We start from the raw sequence: 19,743 nt of genomic DNA on the forward strand, positions 1-19,743 counted from the left end.
GCCAAATGCCCGACGCTCGCCGCCTACTACCCGCTGCATCCGCCTCAGGCCGCCAGCTGCCGCGACAGGTCGATCATCCGCTGCACCGCGCGGCGCGCGGGCTCGGCCACCGCCGGGTCGACCTCGACCGCGCCGGTCATGGTGTGCAGCGACCACAGCACCTTTTCCAGGGTAATCATCTGCATATAGGGGCACATGTTGCACGGCCCCAGGAACTCGACCTCGGGCAGCGAATCCGAGATGTTCGCGGCCATCGAGCATTCCGTCACCAGCATCACCTGTTCCGGGCGCTCGCGTTCCACCCAGGCCTGGATGCCGCTGGTCGAGCCGGAAAAATCCGCTTCGGCCACCACGGCGGGCGGGCATTCCGGGTGGGCGATGATCTTCAGCCCCGGGTGCCAGCTGCGGAAATCGCGCAGGTCCTGCGGGGTGAACTGCTCGTGCACGATGCAGGCGCCGTCCCACCAGACCACGCGCTTCTGCGGCACCTGCTTGGCCACGTTCTGCGCCAGCCATTTGTCGGGCGTCATGATGACGGTGTCGCTGTCCATCGCCGCCACGATCTGCGCGGCATTGGCCGAGGTGCAGCAGATGTCCGAGGCCGCCTTCACCTCGGCGGTGGTGTTGACGTAGCTGACCACCGGCGCGCCAGGGTATTGCGAGCGCATCTGAGCAATGCCTTCGGCGGTGATGCTTTCGGCCAGCGAGCAGCCGGCGTCCATGTCGGGCATCAGCACGGTTTTCGCCGGATTGAGGATCTTGGAGGTCTCGGCCATGAAATGCACGCCGCATTGCACGATCACCTGCGCCTCGACCTCGGTCGCGCGGATCGCCAGCTGCAGGCTGTCGCCGACGAAATCGGCAATGCCGTGATAGATCTGCGGCGGCATGTAGTTATGCGCCAGCACCACCGCGTTGCGTTCGCGCTTCAGCCGGTTGATCGCGGCGACATAGGGGGCGTGGACCGCCCAGTCGAGCATGGTGACGACCCGGTCCATCCGCGCATGGGTATCGGCCATCGCCCGGGCCAGCTCCATCGACGGGGCAAGGTCGTAATGGGCGCGCAGCTCGTCGCGCATCGCTGTCACATCCAGCACTTGGCCTCCTCCGGTCCATATGCGTGGTGCGTCTTGCCGCATCGCAGCAAATCGGCCATGGCCCGGGAACGTAGTCAGCCGCGGGCGCTGCTGCAACGGGAAAGTGACCAAAAAATCGTGGCGACCCGCGGGGATGGGCCGGGCCGGGCCCGAAAGCCCGGTCCTTGGCCCCGTGCGGCGCTACAGCCCCAGCCGCGCCAGTTCGGTCACCAGCTCTGCCACGCGCTCGGCATTGTCGCTGGCGGGGCGGCCGTCGCGGTTCAGGCGGTTGTTTTCGAACCCGATGCGGGCCTTGCCCCCCAGCCGCCGCGCCGCAATTAGGCAGTCGGTCTCGACCGGGCCAAAGGCACAGACCGCCCAGTCCACGCCGGGCAGCAGCTCCAGCAGCAGCTGCGCCGGGTCCCGCAGGTCAGCGGGCGTGGATCGCTGCCCCTCGGCATAGCGGCCCAGCACGATCAGCGCCGCCAGCCCCTCGCGCGGGATCACGCCCGAGGCGACCAGATCCCCCAGCCTGCGGATGTCGGCGGCATCGTAAAGGATATGCTGCACATGGCAGCCCGCCTCGGCGCAGCCGGCAAAGAAGCGGCGGTTCAGATCGTCCTCTCCCCCCGCCATGATTTCGCGCAGCGCGATGGAAACGGCGGCGGGGCGCAGGGTTTCCACCAGCGCCCGCTGCTCGGCCGGGGCATAGCGGCCCACGGCCTCGGTCGTGACCTGCACGTATAGCCCGGGCGCTTTCGCGGCCAGTTCCGCCAGCAGCTCGGCATAAAGCCCGGCGTCCAGCACATGGCGCTGTTCGGCGTCGCGGACATGGGCGTGCAGCCCGTCCGCACCCGCCGCCTGCGCGTCCAGCGCCGCCTGCACCACCTGCGGGATGGTGACCGGCAGCGCGGGATGGTCGGCGGTGGTCAGCCGCGCCCCGTTGGGGGCCAGCATGATACGGGGCAGCGCGGTCATGCCGCCTGCGCCCCGGCGATGGCGCCGTCGATGGCGCCGGCGAGCTTGTCGACCAGCTCGGCGATCTCGGCATCCGAGATGAAGAAGGGCGGCGCCAGCAGCACGTGGTCCCCCAGCCGCCCGTCGATGGTGCCGCCCATCGGATAGCAGATCAGCCCGGCGTCGAACGCCAGCGCCTTGATGCGCGCGTGCAGCCGCAGCGCGGGATCGAAGGGGCGCCTGGTGCCGCGATCCTCGACCAGCTCGACCCCGCGGAACAGCCCGCGGCCGCGGATGTCACCGACATGGGGATGCTGGCCCAGCCGCTCGCGCAGGCTGCGGTCCAGCAGCTCGCCCTGCCGCCGCACGGCGGCCAGCAGGTCGCGCTCTTCGATTTCCGTCAGCACTGCATTGGCGGCGGCGGCGGCCATGGGGTGGCCCATATAGGTGTGGCCGTGCTGGAAGAAGCCGCTGCCCTGCGCGATGGCGTCAAAGATCGCGCCCGAGACCAGCAGCGCCCCGATGGGCTGATAGCCCGCGCCCAGCCCCTTGGCGATGGTCAGCATGTCGGGCGCCACCCCGTCCTCGTCGCAGGCGAACAGATGGCCGGTGCGGCCCATGCCGCACATCACCTCGTCAAAGATCAGCAGCACGCCGTGGCGGTCGCAGATCTCGCGGATCCGCTTCAGATAGCCCGGCACCGCCGGCACCGCGCCCGAGGTCGCGCCGACCACCGGTTCGCAGATAAAGGCCATGACGGTTTCCGGCCCCAGCCGCTGCAACTCGGTTTCCAGCTCGTCGGCGACGCGCTGGCCATAGGCCTCAAGGCTCTCGCCCTCTTGCCGGTCGCGGTATTCGTAGCAGGGGGCGATATGGCTGGTTTCCACCAGCAGCGGGCCGAACTGCACCCGCCGCCATTCGTTGCCGCCCGCGGCCAGCGCGCCCAGGGTGTTGCCGTGATAGCTTTGCCGCCGCGCGATCACCCGGTGGCGCTGGCTCTGGCCGATTTCCACGAAATACTGCCGCGCCAGCTTGATCGCGGCCTCGACCGCCTCGGACCCGCCAGAGACCAGATACACCCGCTCGAGCCCCTCGGGCGCTTTCGCGATCAGCCGGTCGGCAAGCGTCTCGGCCGGTTCCGAGGTGAAGAAGCCGGTATGCGCATAGGCCAGCCGGTCCAGCTGCGCGTGCAGCGCCTGACGCAGGCGCTGGTTGGAATGGCCGAGGCACGACACCGCCGCGCCGCCAGAGCCGTCCAGATAGCGCTTGCCGTCCGCGTCGATCAGATAGCAGCCATCCCCCGCCACCGCGACGGGCGGCGAGATTCGGGTCGAGCGACCGAAGATATGTCCTGTCATGTGCCTGTCCTGCCCAGACCGGCGGCATCGCCGGATGAGAGAGCGATAACACAAACGAACCAGCTTTGTCATTTCATATTACGGATGTATTATCACCGCATCCGGGCAGCCGCCAAGCAAGGTCCAGCATGACACACATACCCCAGGCGCAGGCCACCGCCACCGCGCAGATTCGCCAGCAACTGGCCGAAATCGCGCTGACTGCGCCGCCGGCGCTGCGGCAGCTGGCCTTGTGGTTGCAGGATAATCTGCCGCTGGTCGCCTTCAGCTCGGTGCGGCAGCTGGCCGATGCGGCGGGGGCCAGTCCGAACACGGTGATGCGGCTGGCGCAGGCGCTGGGGTTCGGCGGCTATGGCGAGCTGCGCGAATCGCTGCGGCTCGACCTGCGCAGCACCGCCGACATCTATGCCGAGCGGACCCGCGGGCTGCGCCAGCACCCCGGTGCCGCGCTGTGGGATCTCGCCGCGCGCGCCGATCTGGACAATATCGCCACGCTTTACCAGCCGCAGGCGGTCGAGGTGCTGGACCGCTGTGCCTCGCGTTTGCTGACGGCGCGATGCATCCATACGGTCGGCGCGCGCAGCTGCTTCGGCATCGCCCACCACTTCGCCTATCTGGGCGGCATCGCCTTTGGCAATTTCAGCCCGCCGCCGTCGCTGCCGGGGATGCTGGTCGACCAGATGGCCACCGCCACTGCCAACGATGTGGTCGTCGCCATCGCCTATGAGCATTATTCGTCCGAGGTGGTGCTGGCCTGCGACATCGCCCGCGACCGCGGCGTGCCCTTCATCGCCCTGACCGACAGGCCATCCTCGCCCATCGCCCGCGGCGCGGCCGAGGCGCTGTTCCTGCCGATGGACGGGCCGCATATCATGCCCTCGCTGACCGCGGCGCTGTCGGCGTTGGAGGCGCTGCTGGCGGTGATGGCCTCTCGTTCACCCGAGGCGGCGCGGCGGGTGGCCGAGCATGAAGCTCGGGTCCGTGATTTCGGCGGTTATATCCCGTCGCGTGGGTGATGGACCCGGCCGGGCCGGGCCCATCGCAGGCCGGTCAGCTGACCAGCGCGCGTTGGTTCTGCAGGTGCCTTGTCGCCATCTTGCGCCCCATCCGCCCCGATGCCAGCACCCGCGCGGGCGCCGGCACCGCGCCCGTGCGCAGTTCCGGGAACAGCGTCAGGATCTCCTCCAGCGCCGCCGGGCCGACCGAGTTCAGCGCCACGTCGCCGGTGAACAGCGATTCCGTTTCCGCACCGTTCGAGAACACGATCTGGTGGTCGTCGAACAGGAAGTGGACATAGGTCACGCTGTCCAGATCCTCGGCAATGTCGATCCCGTCCAGCTGGCACAGCTGCTTGGCGGCGACCAGGACCTCATCTGTGCCGAACATCTTCTGCGCGATGCGCGAACGCACCAGCACCCGGTGCTGCGGCGACACCACCAGATCGGTCGAGGGCAGCCCGTCCCCCAGCGCGCCCGCGCGGATGCGGATCGGGCGCAGCCGCGGGTTCGCGGCCAGCTGCGCGGCACTCAGGCGGCTGCTGCCGATCCAGCGGATCGGTTGCAGCCCGGCGTCGCGGGTGTGCACCAGATCGCCCACCGCCAGCCTGCCGGCCGGGTCCGGGCCGCGGTCGGTCTCGATCAGCGCGTCGGCGCCGAAGCAGACCACCCGCGTGGTCTCATGGGTCAGCGCCTCGCCACCCACCGCCGCGCCGCCGTTCTGGATGGTCAGGGTGAAATCCTGCCCGAAACCGTTGGCAGAGTTGATGTCGTTCAGGACCCCATCCGCCTGGTCAGCGCGCATCCACTGCAGCGGGGTGCGGTAGGGCGGTTCGCCCGCGGCCTCGCGCTGCGCGTTGATGATGGCGAGGTTGTCGTGGTTGTAGTAGCCCGACAGGTCCACGACATCGTTGTTGGCATCGTTGCCGTCGTCATAGGCCGCAGGGTCGATCCCGGCATTGAAATCGGTGATCAGGTCGCCGCTGCCGCCGACGAAGGTATCGAACCCCTCGCCCCCGGTCAGCGTGTCGGCCCCGGCCCCGCCATCCAGCGAATCGTTGCCCTTGCCACCATCCAGCCTGTCGTTGCCCTCATCGCCGAACAGCCGGTCGTCGCCGTCCCCCCCGCGCAGGGTGTCGTCGCCCTTTCCGCCGTGAAGCTGGTCGTTCCCGGCCCCGCCCTCCAGCAGGTCGTTGCCGCCATCGCCCCGCAGCGTGTCGTTGCCGTCGCCGCCATAGAGGCTGTCGTCGCCCTCGCCGCCATGGATCAGGTCGTTGCCGGCATCGCCATACAGCTTGTCGTTGCCCGCCTCGCCATGGATGACGTCGTTGCCCTCGCCGCCCTCGACGGTATCGTCACCGGCGCCGGCATAGATGGTGTCATTGCCGCGCCCGGCGCGGATATGGTCCATGTTGCCGGTATGGCCGGGCAGGATCGCATCGCCGCGATCCACGCGGTCGCCGTCCTTGTCGACATAATTCGCATCGATCCGGTCATTGCCATCGGTGCCGTCGACATAGCCGTCGCGGAACGGCAGGGGGACGCGGTCATTCGAGATTCCGGTAAACGGTCCCTCGTTATAGTAGTCCTTGGGAGACCAGCCGCCGGTGTTGGTCGGCAGCTTCATGCTGACGATCAGATGCTCGGTCAGCGCCTTCTCGCTGCTGCCCGCACCCTGTGCCAGCGGCGGCATGACGAACATGTTGCCGCTGGTATCCTGCACGATGCGGACCGAAGCGGTGATGGTCCGCGTCGAACCGTCATCCAGCCGCTGCACGACCTCGACGTTCGAGACGATGACCGCCGAGTCCGCCTTGAACGTGTAGTCGACCCCGTTCAGCTTGTAGGTCAGATAATCCGACGTGTTGTCGTGGTCGAACTGGACGCCACTACCGCCCCCGACATCATGCAGCGTCAGTTGCATGCTGTTGGCGAACAGCGGATCGCCGCTGGTGCCGAAGCTCTTGCCGCCCAGCACTCCATTTGCATTTTCAGCGGTGTCGTTTCTCTCGTTCGTGTCCATATCCGACAGCTTGCCGAGATAAAGCACGGTATAGGTATTCACAGCCATCTGAAAACTCCTCGGCCCCAAGAACGATGGGCAGAGGTCCTGCGACACGGGCTGACGAGAACAGGCTGCATCGCCCGCCGGAACCGCAGGTCGAGGGACATTCTGGATACAGACTGCAACCGGCGTCAGACGGCGAATCGATGGGACATACCCTTGCCGCCACCATGCCCACGAACAAAAGATACCGTCAATCTGAAAATTAAATCTGGGTTAATCAGAATGATGCGAATGATCTGTTGCTAGACAAACATCCTGAAACCACCGATTGGCGCGGGGATTTCACTTGTGGCAGGATGGCGGGACAGCGGCGGGCGCCGCGCGGATCACAACCGGGGGATGATCATGGCGCAGGTGGAACGGCAGGGGCGGCGCGCGGCGCGGGCAGCATTCGGGATCGCACTGGCGCTGCTGGCGCTGGCACCCGCGGCGCAGGCCCAGACCCGCCCCGAGGATGTGGTGCCCCAGGCCCGGGTGGTGCTGCAAAGCGATCTCGACCTGCCGGGCAACGACCTGTCGATGATCCGCCAGCTGGGGCAGGACGCCTGCGTCGCGGCCTGTCTCGCGACCGACGCCTGCCGTGCCCTGACCTGGAACGCACGGGCGCGGGCCTGTTTCCTCAAAACCGGCGCCGGGGCGGGGGCGCCCTATGTCGGCGCCCATTCCGGGATCGTGACAGAGACCGCGCCCGAGGGGATCACCCTTGCCGCGGCGCGGCTGGCGGCCTCGGGCTGGGTCAGCGACGGCGACCGGCGCGAGCTGGCCGAACAGGCGCGGCGCCTCTCGGTCAACTGGCCGGGCGACGGCAGCGATGCCGCGGGGCTGCGCCAGCACGCGCAGGACGCGACGACGCCCGAGGACCGGGTGCACTGGCTGGGCGCGCTGGCCGCGCTGACCGATGCGGCGCCGGACTGGGCGGCGCTGGCCGCGGCGCTGGACGAGGCCGCGGGCGCCCCCGACGGCCCCCGCGACGACCGGATGCGGCGGCAGGCGGCGCTGGCGGCGCTCAACTCCTGGCTGCGCGACCCCGGCCCCGGCAGCGCGATGCTGCAGCTGTGGTCGCGGCTGGCCGAGGAAAGCGGACGCGGCCGCGACGCACTGGCCGCGATCCGGCAGGCGGCGGCGGCCGAGCCCGGCAACCCCGAGCTTGCCGCCCGTCTGGAAGAGCTCGAGGCCCGCCACGGCTTCCGCGTCGCCGACAGCCGCGCCGACAGCGACGGCCCGGAACCCCGCGTCTGCGTCGGGTTTTCCGAACCCGTGGCCTCGGGCGTGGACATGCGGCCCTTTGTGCAGCTGCCCGACCCGGCGCTGGGGGTCGAGGCGCAGGGGTATGAAATCTGCATCACCGGCGCTCCGCGCGGGCAGGCGCTGCGCTTTGCCCTGCGCGCCGGGCTGCCGGCCGAAAACGGCGACACGCTGCGCCGCACCGTGGAACAGTCGGTCTATGTCCGCGACCGCGCGCCCTTGGTGCGGTTCTCCGGCCGCGCCTATGTGCTGCCCGCGACCGGCGATCAGGGGCTGACCCTGAACACCGTCAACACCGGCGCGGCCGAGCTGGTGCTCTATCGCATGTCGGACCGCAACCTTGTCGCGGCGCTGCGCGACAACCTGTTCGCCGCACCGCTGGAGGACTGGCAGATCGGCCGGTTCGAGGACCGGATCGGCGACGAGATCTGGCGCGGCCGGCTGGACGTGGCCCCGCCCGAGGGCGGTGGCGAGCATCCGCTGAACGCCGAGGTCGCCTCGCGCATCGACCTGCGGCAGGCGGGGCTGACGCTTGCGCCCGGCGTCTATGTGCTGAACGCGACCGTGCCGGGGCAGTCGACCGACCGCAGCCCGCGCGCCACGCAATGGTTCATGATCTCGGATCTGGGGCTCAGCGCGTTTCAGGGCGCGGACGGGCTGACCGTGGCGGTGCGGGGTCTGGGCGACGCGAGCGCACGCGCGGGGGTGGAACTGCAGCTGGTCTCGCGCGGGAACGCGGTGCTGGGCCGGGCGGTGACGGACGGGGACGGGATCGCGCATTTCGACGCCGGGCTGGTGCGCGGCACCGGTGCCTCTGCCCCCGGCATCGTGACCGCGACGGCGAGCGATGGTGAGCGGATCACCGACCTGGCCTTCCTGTCGCTGATCGACCCCGAGTTCGACCTGTCCGACCGCGGGGTCGAGGGCGCGCCCCCTGCCCCGCCGATCGACCTGTTCCTGGCGCTGGACCGCGGCGCCTATCGCGCCGGAGAGGTTGCCCATGCAACGATCCTGGCCCGCGACGGCCGCGCGCAGGCGCTCGACGCCCTGCCGCTGAACGCCCGCGTGATCCGCCCCGATGGTGTCGAACACGCGCGGCTGGTGCCGCAGCCGGCGGGCGCGGGCGGCGCGGTGCTGAATTTCCCGATCCCCGGCAACGCCCCGCGCGGCGCCTGGCGCATCGACCTGCGGGTGGAAGAGGACGGCCCGGCGCTGGCCTCGGCCCGGCTGCTGGTCGAGGATTTCCGCCCCGAGCGCATCGACTTTGACCTGCCCCTGCCCGAGGGCACGCTGCCCGCCGCCGCCCCGGTTCAGGTCGCATTCGACGCGCGCTGGCTGTTCGGCGCGCCCGCGTCCGATCTGCCGGTAGACGGCGAGCTGCGCCTGACCCCCGCCAGCACCCTGCCGGGGTGGGACGGCTATGTGTTCGGTCGTCACGACGATGCCTCGGACCCGGATGTGGTGGCGATGCCCTCGGGGCAGACCGACGCCGCCGGGCATTTCGCCGCCAGCGCCGAGCTGCCGCCCGCCCTGCAGGCCGCCGCCCGCCCGTGGCAGGCGACGCTGGCGATGTCGGTGCGCGAAGGCGCCGGCCGCCCGGTCGAGCGCCGCGTGACCCGCACCGTCGCCCCCGCCCGCACCGCCATCGGCCTGCGCCCCGATTTCGAGGGCGGCAGCGTGGCCGAGGGCTCGGACGCCGGGTTCCGCATCGTCGCGCTGGGGGCCGACCTGCAGCCTGCCGCCGCGACGGTGGACTGGGTGCTGAACCGGGTGCAGACCGATTACCAGTGGTTCGCACTGGACGGCGATTGGAGCTGGGAGCCGGTCACCCGCCGCAGCCGCATCTCCTCGGGCCAACTGGCGCTGATTGCCGACGGCCCCGCGCCGCTGGCGGTGCCGGTGGACTGGGGCAGCTACGAACTGGTGGTGACCGCGGCGGACGGCGCCGAAAGCTCGATCACCTTCGACGCGGGCTGGGGGGCGGCGTCCTCGGGCAGCGATACCCCCGACCGGCTGCGGGTGACGCTGGACCGCCCCGCTTACCGCCCCGGCGACACCGCCACCCTGACGATGGAGGCTGCGGCCGACGGGGTGGCGCTGGTCTCGGTCATGTCGAACCGGCTGATCTCGCTGCAATCGGTGCCGGTCACGGCCGGGCGCAACACGGTCGAGCTGCCGGTGACCGACGACTGGGACGCTGGCGTCTATGTCGCCGCCAGCGCCATAAGGCCGCTGGACGCGCAGGCCGGCCACGCGCCGGTGCGGGCGCTGGGGATCGCCCCGGCCGCCGTCGATCCCGGCGACCGGGTGCTGTCCGCCACGCTGACCGCACCCGAATCCACCGACCCGCGCGGCGCGGCGCAGGTGACGCTGGCGGTCGAGGGCGCGCAGCCGGGGCAGAGCGTCCACGCCACCATCTGGGCCGTCGATCAGGGCATCCTGAACCTGACCGGCTATCAACCGCCCTCGGCCACCGACCATTACTTCGGCCAGCGCCGGCTGGGCGTGGGGCTGCGCGATCTTTACGGGCGGCTGATCCTGCCCTCGGGCGCGGCCGACGGGGCGCTGCGCACGGGTGGCGATGCGGGCGCCGCGCAGACGCAGGCGCCTCCGCCCACGGAAAAGCTGATGGCGTGGTTTTCCGGCCCGCTGACGCTGGACGACCAGGGCCGCGCCACGGTCGAGGTGCCGCTGCCCGATTTCAACGGCGAGGTGCGGGTGATGGCGCTGGCGTGGACGGACACCGCGCTGGGGCAGGCCGACACAACCATGCTGGTGCGCGACCCGGTGGTGATGGTGGCGACCGTCCCCGCCTTCCTCGCCCCCGGCGACCGGGCGCAGGCCGAGCTGCGCCTGACTCACGCCACCGGCCCCGCCGGCACCGTGCGGCTGGCGCTGGAAAACATCGCCGAGGCCGAGGATGCCGTGGCGCTGACCACCGGCATCGCGGCTGAAACCGCGCTAGCCGAGGGCCAGTCCGTGACCCTGCCGCTGTCGCTGTCGGCCCCCGACGAGCAGGGGCTGGCGCAGCTGCGACTGACCGCGGAACTGCCCGACGGCCGCCAGGTCACCAAGGATCTGTCGATCCCGGTCGAGCGGCTGGACCCGCCCGTGACCCGTGCCCTGCGGCTGACGCTGGCGCCGGGGCAGGAACAGGCGCTCGACCTGTCCTCCCTGGGCGATTTCCGCCCCGGCACCGGGCGGCTGATGCTGTCCAGCGGCGCCTTTGCCGCGCTGGACGTGCCGGCGGCGATCGCGCAGCTGTCGAACTGGGCCTACGGGTGCAGCGAACAGCTCGCCTCGGCCGCGATCCCGCTGATCCATGCGCAGAGCTTGGCCCCCGAGGGCGCGCCCCGGCGCACGGGCGACCGTCAAGCGGTGGACAAGGCCATCGCCCAGATCCTCACCCGCCAGACGCCCGAGGGCGGTTTCGGCCTGTGGAGCGCGGACTCCGGCGACCGCTGGCTGGACGCCTATATCGCCGACTTCCTGTCCCGCGCCCGCGAGGCGGGGTTCGCGGTCCCCGACCAGGCGTTCCGCAATGCGCTGGCGGCCCTGCAGAACGGGCTGAACGCCGCCGCCGACCCGCAATATGCCGATGCCGACGAAAACGCGGCCACGGCCTATGCCGCCTATGTGCTGGCGCGCGAACGCGCCGCGGTGGTCAGCGACCTGCGCTATTACGCCGACACCGGGGCCGAGGGGTTCGCCACCCCCATGGCGAGCGCCCAGCTGGGCGCGGCGCTGGCGGCAGTCGGCGACCAGAGCCGCGCGGACATGATGTTCCGCCGGGCGCAGGCGCTCGCCACCGAGGGCAAGGAGCCCAGCACCGGGTTCCGCGGCGATTATGGCACCATCCTGCGCGACCGCGCCGCGATGCTGGCGCTGGCCGCCGAATCCGGCAGCCAGGCGGTGGACCGCGAAGGGACGGTGGCCGCAATCTCGGCCGGACTGGACGCGCGCGGCGGCTGGCTGTCCACGCAAGAGGCCGCGTGGATCGTGCTGGCCGGGCAGGCGCTGTCCACCGGCCCGGGCGCGGGCGGCGGGCTGGCGCTGAACGGCGCGGCGCTGTCGACCCCCACCGCCGATCTGGGCGACGCCGGCGCGGTCCCCGCCACCACGCTGCGCAACGACGGCGCGGCGGCGCTGCCGGTCACGCTCAGCGCCACCGCGGTGCCGGTCGAGCCGTTGCAGGCCGGCGGCACCGCCTTCGCCGTCACCCGCAGCTATTACACCCCGGACGGGGAACCCGCCGACCCCGCGCAGGTCGCGCTGGGAACGCGGCTGGTGGCGGTGATCGAGATCCGGCCGTTCGACGCCGCGGGCGGGCGGCTGATCCTGACCGACCCGCTGCCCGCGGGGTTCGAGATCGACAACCCCAACCTGATCTCGCAGGGCGAACTCACCGGGCTCGACTGGCTGGAACTGACCGACTGGACCGACATGGTCGAGTTCCGGCAGGACCGTTTCGCCGCCGCCGTCACCAGCAATGGCGACCAGCCGATCCGACTGGCCTACCGGCTGCGGGCGGTGACGGCGGGCGAGTTCGCGCATCCGGCGGCGGTGGTCTCGGACATGTATCGCCCGGATCGCCGGGGCTGGACCGACAGTGGCCGCACCTCGATCACGCCCTGACGCGGGTCAGCCGCCGGGGCAGCCGCCGCTGGACCGCCGCATGGGGCGGCGGCTGCTGGCGCTGGCGCTGGCGGCCGGGCTGCTGGCCCATGGCGCCGACCGGGCGCGCGCGGCCTGGGACCGCTGGATCGACGCGACCGAGCTGCCCGCCCTGACCGTCCCGGTCGGGACCGAGGTGCTGGCCCGCGACGGCACCCTGCTGCGCGCCTTTCCGGTTGGAAACGGGCTGTGGCGGCTGGCGCCCCCGCAATCCGGGGTGGACCCGCGTTTCCTGTCGATGCTGGTCGGGTGGGAGGACCGGCGCTTCTACAGCCACGACGGCGTGGACCGCCGCGCGATCCTGCGCGCCGCATGGCAGACGCTGCGGCACGGGCGGGTGGTCTCGGGCGCCTCGACGCTGTCGATGCAGACCGCGCGGCTGCTGGAACGCGGCCCCACCGGCGACTGGCGCGCCAAGCTGCGGCAGGCGCGGGTGGCGCTGGCGCTGGAACGGCGGCTGGGCAAGGAGCGTATCCTCGACCTCTATCTGCGGCTGGCGCCCTATGGCGGCAATACCGAAGGGGTGCGCGCCGCCAGCCTGATGTGGTTCGGCAAGGAACCGCGCCGGCTGACCCCCGCGGAATCGGCGCTGCTGGTGGCGCTGCCGCAGGCGCCGGAATCGCGCCGCCCCGACCTGCCCGCGGCCCGCCCGGCAGCGCTGGCCGCCCGCAACCGGGTCATCGACCGCGCGCAGGCGCTGGGGATCCTCGACGCCGAGGCCGCCGCCACCGCCCGCGCCGCCCCCCTGCCCGACCGCCGCCGCGCCTTTCCGGCCCGCGCCGCGCTGCTGGCCGACCGGCTGCGTCGCGAAAACCCCGGCGCGCCGCGGATCGAGACCACCATCGACGCCCGCCTGCAAGCCGCCGCCGAACGGCTGGCCGCCCGCGCCGTGGCGGGACAGGCGGCGCAGGTCTCGGCCGCGATCCTGCTGGCCGACCACCGCAGCGGCGAGATCCTGGCCGAGGTGGGGGCGGCGCAATTCGCCGACAACGCATCCAGCGGGTTCGTGGACATGACGCGGGCGCTGCGCTCGCCCGGCTCGACGCTGAAGCCGCTGGTCTATGCGCTGGGGATGGACGAGGGGCTGATCCACCCCGAGACGCTGATCGAGGACCGCCCCGCCGCCTTTGGCCGCTGGCAGCCGCAGAACTTCGACAACCGGTTTCGCGGCACGGTGACGGTGCGGCAGGCGCTGGTGGAATCGCTGAACATCCCGGTGGTGCGGCTGGCCGAGGCGCTGGGGCCCGCGCGGATCACGGCCAGCCTGCGGCAGGCGGGGATGGCGCTGTCGCAGCAGGGCGACCAGCCGGGGCTGGCGGTGGTGCTGGGCGGTGCCGGCGTCAGCCTGCGCGACCTGGTGCAGGGCTACGGCGCGCTGGCCCGCGGCGGCCGGGCGCTGCGGCTGCACGACCGGCCGGGGGCGGGGGCCGAGGCTGCAGCGGCGCCGGTGTTCGGGCGGGCGGCGGCGTGGCAGGTGGCCCATGTGCTGGCCGGGATCGCGCCCCCCGGCGGGCGCGCCGCCGGCCGCGTCGCCTACAAGACCGGGACCAGCTACGGGCACCGCGATGCGCTGGCGGTGGGGTTCGACGGCGGTTTCGTCGCCGGCGTCTGGATGGGCCGGCCCGACGGCACCCCGGTGCCGGGCGCCTTTGGCGGTGAATACGCGGCGCCGGTGCTGTTTGATCTGTTCGACGCGCTGGGGCCGCGGGCAGTGCCGCTGCCGCCGCCGCCCCCTTCGGCGCTGACGGTCCCCAACGCAGCGCTGCCGCGGCCGCTGCGCCGCTTTGCCCCCCGCGGCGCCCTGCAGGCCCCCGGTCCCGGCCAGCGCCCCCCCGAGGCGCTGAGCGTGCAGTTCCCCCCCGACGGCGCGGTGGTGGAACTCTCTGGCCCCGCGCTGACCGTGCGCGCCCGCGGCGGCACGCCCCCCTACAGCTGGCTGCTGAACGGGGCGCCGGTCGCGGTCGGGCAGCCGCTGCCGGTGGCCGAGCTGCCCGCCGAGCCGGGTTTTTCCGCGCTGGCCGTCATCGACGCCGAGGGACGATCCGCCCGCGCCGGGTTCCGCGCGCTGCCGCCGGCTGAATGAACCCCGCCCCTGCCCCGGCGTTGGTTCCCGGCGGCGCTGTCGAAAGAGGGTATTTGGACCAGAAAGAAGAAACTGCCGCCCCCGGCCGGGAAATGGGTTAGACTGGGGCGAAGTCGCCTGTCCGCCTGCATCGGAGGCCGTCATGGGGGAATCCCGCACATCGTTTTCATCCACCGGCCCGGCCATCCCGGCCGGCCGCCACGGGCGGTATGTGGCGCGGGTGGGGTTCGAGATTTCCCGGACCGCCGATCCCGCGCTGGAGGTGCGCGAGCGGGAACTGGCAGTCTCGGCCTTTCATGTGCTGCTTGAGTTCGACTGCCCCGGGCGCGAGGCGCGCGGCACCGTGGTGCTGCCGCCGCCGCTGTCCGGCGTCGTGTCCCGGATCATGCGCGAGACGGTCCTGGCGCTGCTGCCCCGGTACCGGGTGCTGGTGCCGGACTGGATCAACCCCCGCTTCATCCCCCTGCGCGAAGGCAGTTTCGGGCTGGACGCCAATATCGCCGCGATCATCGGGGCGCTGCGTGCGGCGGGGCCGGGGGCGGGGCTGGTGGCGCTGTGCCAGTCCGGCGCGCCCTCGCTGGCCGCCGCCGCGGTGATGGCGGCGCAGGGCGATCCGGCCGCCCCGGCGGCGCTGGCGCTGCTGGGCAGCCCGATCGACCCGAGGGCGAACCCGACCAGCCTGTCGCGGCATCTGGCGGGCTCGCGCCCCTATCACCTGCAAAGCCTGGCGATCACCCCGGTGCGCCACGGCTATCCGGGGGTGGGGCGGCTGGTCTATTCTGCCGACACGCAGGAATCGGTCCATGCCACGGCACGATTCCGCCGCGCCTTCATGCCCGGCTGGCTCAGCTGGACGCCGTTTCCCGACATGGGAGAAATCGACCGGCAGGTGCCGCTGTCGGACCTGTGCAGCATCATGGTCGACGTCGATGCGCGGCATTTCCTGGAAAACATCGACGCGGTGTTCCGCCGCCGGGCGCTGGTCACCGGCGGGCTGATCCATGACGGGATCACGGTGGACCCCGGCGCGATCCGCGACTGCGCGCTGCTAACAATCGAAGGGATCGAGGACCGCATCATCGCCCCCGGCCAGACCGCCGCCGCCCATGCGCTGTGCCCCCGGCTGCCCGCCGAGCGCCACCTGGCGCTGCGGATCGAGGGCTGCAACCACCTGGCGCTGTTCGGAGGCGAGGCGTTCCAGACCGGCGTCGCCCCCGCGATCATCGCCTGGCTGGACCGCTGGCTGAGGTAAAGGGGGGACTGCGCCCGTCTTCGCCATTTCCGGCAGTTCCGCGACTTCGCCGGCGCAGATCTCGGCGCATTGGAACAGCTGACAGGCGCCGGTGGCTTCATTGATGCGGTGTCGTTCAGGTGGCAACGTGTATGACATCACCTCCGCCGTTCCCCGACAGGGCAGCGGGTCGCGCGCGGGGCGTCAGGCGAACTTCAGAGTAATGCCGCCATCGACGACCAGCTCGATCCCCGTGATATAGCGCGCCTCGTCCGAAGCCAGGAACAGCGTCGCGTTCGCCACGTCCCAGGCGTCGCCCATGTGCCCCATCGGCACCTGCGCATCGCGCTTGCGCCACATCGCTTCGATGTCGCCGGAGCCATAGTCCTGCGCCAGTGCACCCGAGTTTTCCACCATCGGCGTGCGCATCAGCCCCGGCAGCACCGCATTGATGCGGATGCCGCGGGCAGCATATTCCACCGCGGTGGTGCGGGTCAGGTGGTTCATCGCCGCCTTGGTGGAATAATACCCCGCATAGGCCACCCCCGACCAGCGCAGCGACGCCACCGACGAGATGTTGACGATGGCCCCCCGCCCCTGCTGCAGCATCTGCGGAATGACGTATTTCATTCCCAGGAAGCAGGTCTTGAGGTTGATGTCGAAGGCGCGGTCCCAGTCCTCGACCGACAGCTCGACCACGCCGCCCACCGGGGCGATGCCGATGTTGTTCACCAGGATGTCGATGCTGCCGAACCGGTCCACGCAGGCGTCGCGGACAGCTGCCACCTGATCCGAGCTGGTGGCGTCGGCAACATGGGCCACCGCGGTGCCACCCTCGGCCGCGATCAGCGCGGCGGTTTCCTCGGCCGCGGCGGGGTCGCGGTCCACGCACATCACCCGCGCGCCCTGCCGCGCCAGGGTCACGGCGATGGCCTTGCCATTGCCCCAGCCCGGCCCGATCGACCCCGCGCCCATCACCAGCGCGGTCCTGTCCTGCACACGTCCGTTCATCGCGGCCTTCCCTTCGTATTTCAGCATCATCTGCCCAGCATCATGTCGGGCAGGAAGGTGGTGATCTGCGGAAAGGCGAACAGCAGCGTGACGGTGACCATCTCCATCAGGACGAACCACATGGCACCGCGGAACACCTGCGTCAGCGGGGTCTGGCGGTCAATCCCGGCGATGACGAAGCAGTTCAGCCCCACTGGCGGCGTCATCAGCCCGATCTCGCACATCTTGACGCAGAGGATGCCGAACCAGATCGGATCGAACCCCAGGTGCTGCACGGTCGGGAACATGATCGGCAGGGTGATGACCATCATCGAGAACGCGTCGAGGAACATCCCCAGCGGGATATAGGCCAGCAGCAGCAGCGCCACGACCGCATGCGGCGGGATGCCGGATTCGCCGATGGCCCCGGCAATCTGCTGGGGCAGCTGCACCAGCGTCAGGAAATAGCTGAAGATGCCCGCACCCAGCATGGTGAACAGGATCATCACCGTGGTGGTGATGGTCGAGCGAAAGCTTTCCACGATGGCCGGCATCACCCCCAGCCGCAGTTCTGCCAGCAGCATAAGCAGCGCGGCGACCGCGCCCACGGCGGCGGCCTCGGTCGGCGTCATCAGCCCCAGGTAGATGCCGCCCAGCACCACCAGGAACAGCACCACCACCTGCCAGGCGCGGGTGGTGGCCGACAGCCGCTCGGCCCAGCCGGACCGCGGCGCCAGCGTGGCGCGCGGCATCATCCGCCCGGCGATCACCCGGATCCCCAGCATGAACACGATGGTGGTCAGGATGCCGGGCACGAAACCCGCGACCAGCATCTTGCCGGCGGACACCTCGGTCAGGGCGGCGTAAAAGATCAGCAGCACGCTGGGCGGGATCAGCACCCCCAGCACGCCCCCCGCGGCGACGCTGCCCGCAGCCAGCGCCGGATCATAGCCCGCGCGCCGCATTTCCGGCAGCGCGACCGAGCCCACGGTGGCCGCCGTCGCCACCGACGACCCCGAGGTCGCCGCGAAACCGGCGCTGGTCAGGATCCCGGCCATGGCCAGCCCGCCCGGCATGTGCCCGACCCATCTGTTCGCGACCTCGAACAGCCGCCGCCCGATCTGGGCATGATGGGCGAAGGCCCCCATCAGGATGAACAGCGGAATGACCGTCAGGGTCGAGGTCGCGGTGGTCGAGTAGCTGAAGGATTTCAGCCGGTTCAGCAGGAACGCCAGGTTCTCGACCATGACGATTCCGGCCGCGCCGGACAGGGCCAGCGCCGCGAACACCGGGGTGCCCAGGGCCAGCAGGACGAAGATCAGCGCAACGGCGACCGAGGCCGCAATAATCGGGTCCATGGGTGCCTCAGTATTCTGCGGGGGCGGGATGGGATTCGGGCAGATCGCGGTCGGTCGCGACCAGCACCGCCTTGACTACGGCCTGAACCGCAGCGAACCACAGCCCGGCGGCCAGCGCGATCTTGGTCCACCAGATCGGGATCTGCACGACGCCCCACCGGAACTCCCGGATCGAAAAGGAATAGGCGGCCTCTTGCGTCGAGGGCCAGGCCAGCAGCAGGAACACCAGCGCCGCGCACAGCCACGCCAGCCCCCCGGCCAGCCGCCGCGGCCGCGGCGCCAGCCGGTCGGTCAGCATCGTCACGCGGATATGGGCGTCGTCGCGCAGGGTCCAGCCCAGCCCGAGGAACACGACCATGACCATGCTCAGCTCGGACATCTCGAACAGGCCCGGCACGCTTTGGCCATAGATGGCGCGGGCGGCGACATCCGCCGTGACCCCGAACATCAGGATGGCCATGAAGACCATGGCGACCCAGCCCAGCACGTCTGAAACACGGCGGACGGTGGCATTGAGGATATCCATCTCGTCTCCTTTGCGGTTGCAGGGCGGCGGCCCCGGTCAGGGCCGCCGCCGCTATCCGCGCTCAGGCGCCCGCGGCGATTTCGGAGGGGCGCAGCATCTTGCCGTTCGGATCGTGCTTCGCGATCGCCTCGTCGATCAGGCGCTGCATCTCGGCCCCGTCGATGCCCGCGGGGGTGGCAACCTCGTCGATCCAGGCCTGAACCTCGGCCGGCTGGACCTTGGCGCGGGCGGCCGCCAGCTCTTCTTCCGGGAAGGTGGCGAACTGCACGCCCTCGGCCTTGGCGGTTTCCACGTATTTCGCCAACGCGTCGTTATAGAGCTCGGCGAACTTGCCGGCGTAAAGCTCGTCGGCCAGATCGGCCATGACGTTGCGCACGTCCTCGGACAGCCCGTCATGGACGCGCTTGTTCATCACCACCGCCGCGGGGCCATGCGGCCCGTCGCCGATGTCGTAGAAATGCGGCGCGACCTCGTGCAGCTTATAGGCGACCGCCGTGATGAAGTCGAAGCCGTAGACCCCGTCCAGCACGCCGCGTTCCAGCGACTGATAGACCTCGGGGGCGGTCATCGGCACCGGGATGCCGCCCAGCCGCTCGATCACGTCGGTGGCGACGCCGTAGCCGCGGATGCGCTTGCCCTTGATCTGTTCCAGCGAGGTGATCGGCTCGCGCATGACCAGCGGCGCATAGTTCCAGGTCGTCCAGTACAGCATGTGCGAGCGGTGGCGCTGTTCCCATTCATCGCGCAGCGGCTGGAACTGTTCGTAGACATCGCGGCACACCAGCTGCAGCGCGTCGGAACGGTTCATGCGGAAATACCATTCCAGCCCGCGGGTCACCGGCACCTCGGCCTGGTAATAGCCGGGCGAGATCAGGGTGATTTCCGAGGTGCCGTCGCGGACCGCGGCCAGATGCTCGCCCACCTTGTTGAGGCTGCCTGACCAGTAGCTGCGGATCGAGACCTCGCCGTTGGTGCGCTTTTCCAGCTCTTCCAGGAACCAGCGGTCGATCCACGACGGCCCGGCGGTTTCCGACACATAGCTGTCGAACTTCAGCGAGGTGGCGGCGAATGCCGGACGCCCGCGCGACATAAGCAGCCCGCTGGCGGCAAGACCGGCACCGGCGGCGATGAATTCGCGACGTTTCATGTGGTTTCCTCCCTTTCGATTACATGGTCCCCGGG

At 70.7% G+C, this 19,743-nt stretch carries 12 protein-coding genes; 4 read left to right on the forward strand and 8 right to left on the reverse strand.

The annotated features are described in order from the left end of the window. Window positions 1-44: 44 nt before the first annotated feature. The 3 genes from nadA to RSP45_RS08335 form a co-directional block, all read right to left on the reverse strand. The gene (gene nadA / locus RSP45_RS08325; RefSeq protein ID WP_415391547.1) at window positions 45-1,097 is read right to left on the reverse strand and encodes a quinolinate synthase NadA; all 1,053 of its coding nucleotides are present in this window, start codon (window positions 1,095-1,097) and stop codon (window positions 45-47) included. 180 nt (window positions 1,098-1,277) lie between these two features. Continuing rightward, window positions 1,278-2,054 (reverse strand): 3-keto-5-aminohexanoate cleavage protein, encoded by a 777-nt coding sequence (locus RSP45_RS08330; RefSeq protein WP_415391548.1) that lies wholly within the window; start codon window positions 2,052-2,054, stop codon window positions 1,278-1,280. Further along, entirely contained in the window at window positions 2,051-3,391 is a 1,341-nt protein-coding gene (locus RSP45_RS08335) for an aspartate aminotransferase family protein (protein ID WP_415391549.1), read from the reverse strand. The genes RSP45_RS08330 and RSP45_RS08335 overlap by 4 nt, the downstream gene beginning before the upstream one ends. A gap of 128 nt (window positions 3,392-3,519) precedes the next feature. Between RSP45_RS08335 and RSP45_RS08340 the strand changes: the two genes are divergently transcribed. After that, window positions 3,520-4,407, forward strand: a complete 888-nt coding sequence (locus RSP45_RS08340) for a MurR/RpiR family transcriptional regulator (protein ID WP_415391550.1) — start codon at window positions 3,520-3,522, stop codon at window positions 4,405-4,407. Window positions 4,408-4,441: 34 nt separating this feature from the next. Here the strand turns inward: RSP45_RS08340 and RSP45_RS08345 are convergent, their stop codons facing one another. After that, window positions 4,442-6,457, reverse strand: coding sequence for a Hint domain-containing protein (locus RSP45_RS08345; RefSeq protein ID WP_415391551.1), 2,016 nt, complete (start codon window positions 6,455-6,457; stop codon window positions 4,442-4,444). A 285-nt stretch (window positions 6,458-6,742) separates the two neighbouring features. Here RSP45_RS08345 and RSP45_RS08350 point away from each other — a divergent pair, with 285 nt between their 5' ends. From RSP45_RS08350 to RSP45_RS08360, 3 genes are all read left to right on the forward strand, one after another. Beyond that, window positions 6,743-12,334, forward strand: coding sequence for an alpha-2-macroglobulin family protein (locus RSP45_RS08350; RefSeq protein WP_415391552.1), 5,592 nt, complete (start codon window positions 6,743-6,745; stop codon window positions 12,332-12,334). Window positions 12,335-12,374: 40 nt separating this feature from the next. Then, entirely contained in the window at window positions 12,375-14,456 is a 2,082-nt protein-coding gene (pbpC, locus tag RSP45_RS08355) for a penicillin-binding protein 1C (protein WP_415391553.1), read from the forward strand. A 142-nt stretch (window positions 14,457-14,598) separates the two neighbouring features. Next, the gene (locus RSP45_RS08360) at window positions 14,599-15,708 is read left to right on the forward strand and encodes a hypothetical protein (RefSeq protein WP_415391554.1); all 1,110 of its coding nucleotides are present in this window, start codon (window positions 14,599-14,601) and stop codon (window positions 15,706-15,708) included. A gap of 183 nt (window positions 15,709-15,891) precedes the next feature. Here the strand turns inward: RSP45_RS08360 and RSP45_RS08365 are convergent, their stop codons facing one another. The 4 genes from RSP45_RS08365 to RSP45_RS08380 all read right to left on the reverse strand — a co-directional run bounded on the left by RSP45_RS08365 (window position 15,892) and on the right by RSP45_RS08380 (window position 19,708). Further along, window positions 15,892-16,698, reverse strand: a complete 807-nt coding sequence (locus RSP45_RS08365; RefSeq protein WP_415391555.1) for an SDR family NAD(P)-dependent oxidoreductase — start codon at window positions 16,696-16,698, stop codon at window positions 15,892-15,894. 26 nt (window positions 16,699-16,724) lie between these two features. Continuing rightward, window positions 16,725-18,035: a TRAP transporter large permease gene (locus tag RSP45_RS08370; protein WP_415391556.1), complete on the reverse strand. Its 1,311-nt coding sequence runs from the start codon at window positions 18,033-18,035 to the stop codon at window positions 16,725-16,727. 7 nt (window positions 18,036-18,042) lie between these two features. After that, on the reverse strand, window positions 18,043-18,561 hold the full coding sequence (locus RSP45_RS08375; protein WP_415391557.1) for a TRAP transporter small permease subunit: 519 nt from the start codon (window positions 18,559-18,561) through the stop codon (window positions 18,043-18,045). A 61-nt stretch (window positions 18,562-18,622) separates the two neighbouring features. Then, window positions 18,623-19,708 (reverse strand): C4-dicarboxylate TRAP transporter substrate-binding protein, encoded by a 1,086-nt coding sequence (locus tag RSP45_RS08380; RefSeq protein WP_415391558.1) that lies wholly within the window; start codon window positions 19,706-19,708, stop codon window positions 18,623-18,625. Between the last annotated feature and the right edge of the window lie 35 nt (window positions 19,709-19,743).

It is taken from the genome of Paracoccus sp. SJTW-4 (assembly GCF_047716885.1).
GTDB classification, from domain to species: domain Bacteria; phylum Pseudomonadota; class Alphaproteobacteria; order Rhodobacterales; family Rhodobacteraceae; genus Paracoccus; species Paracoccus solventivorans.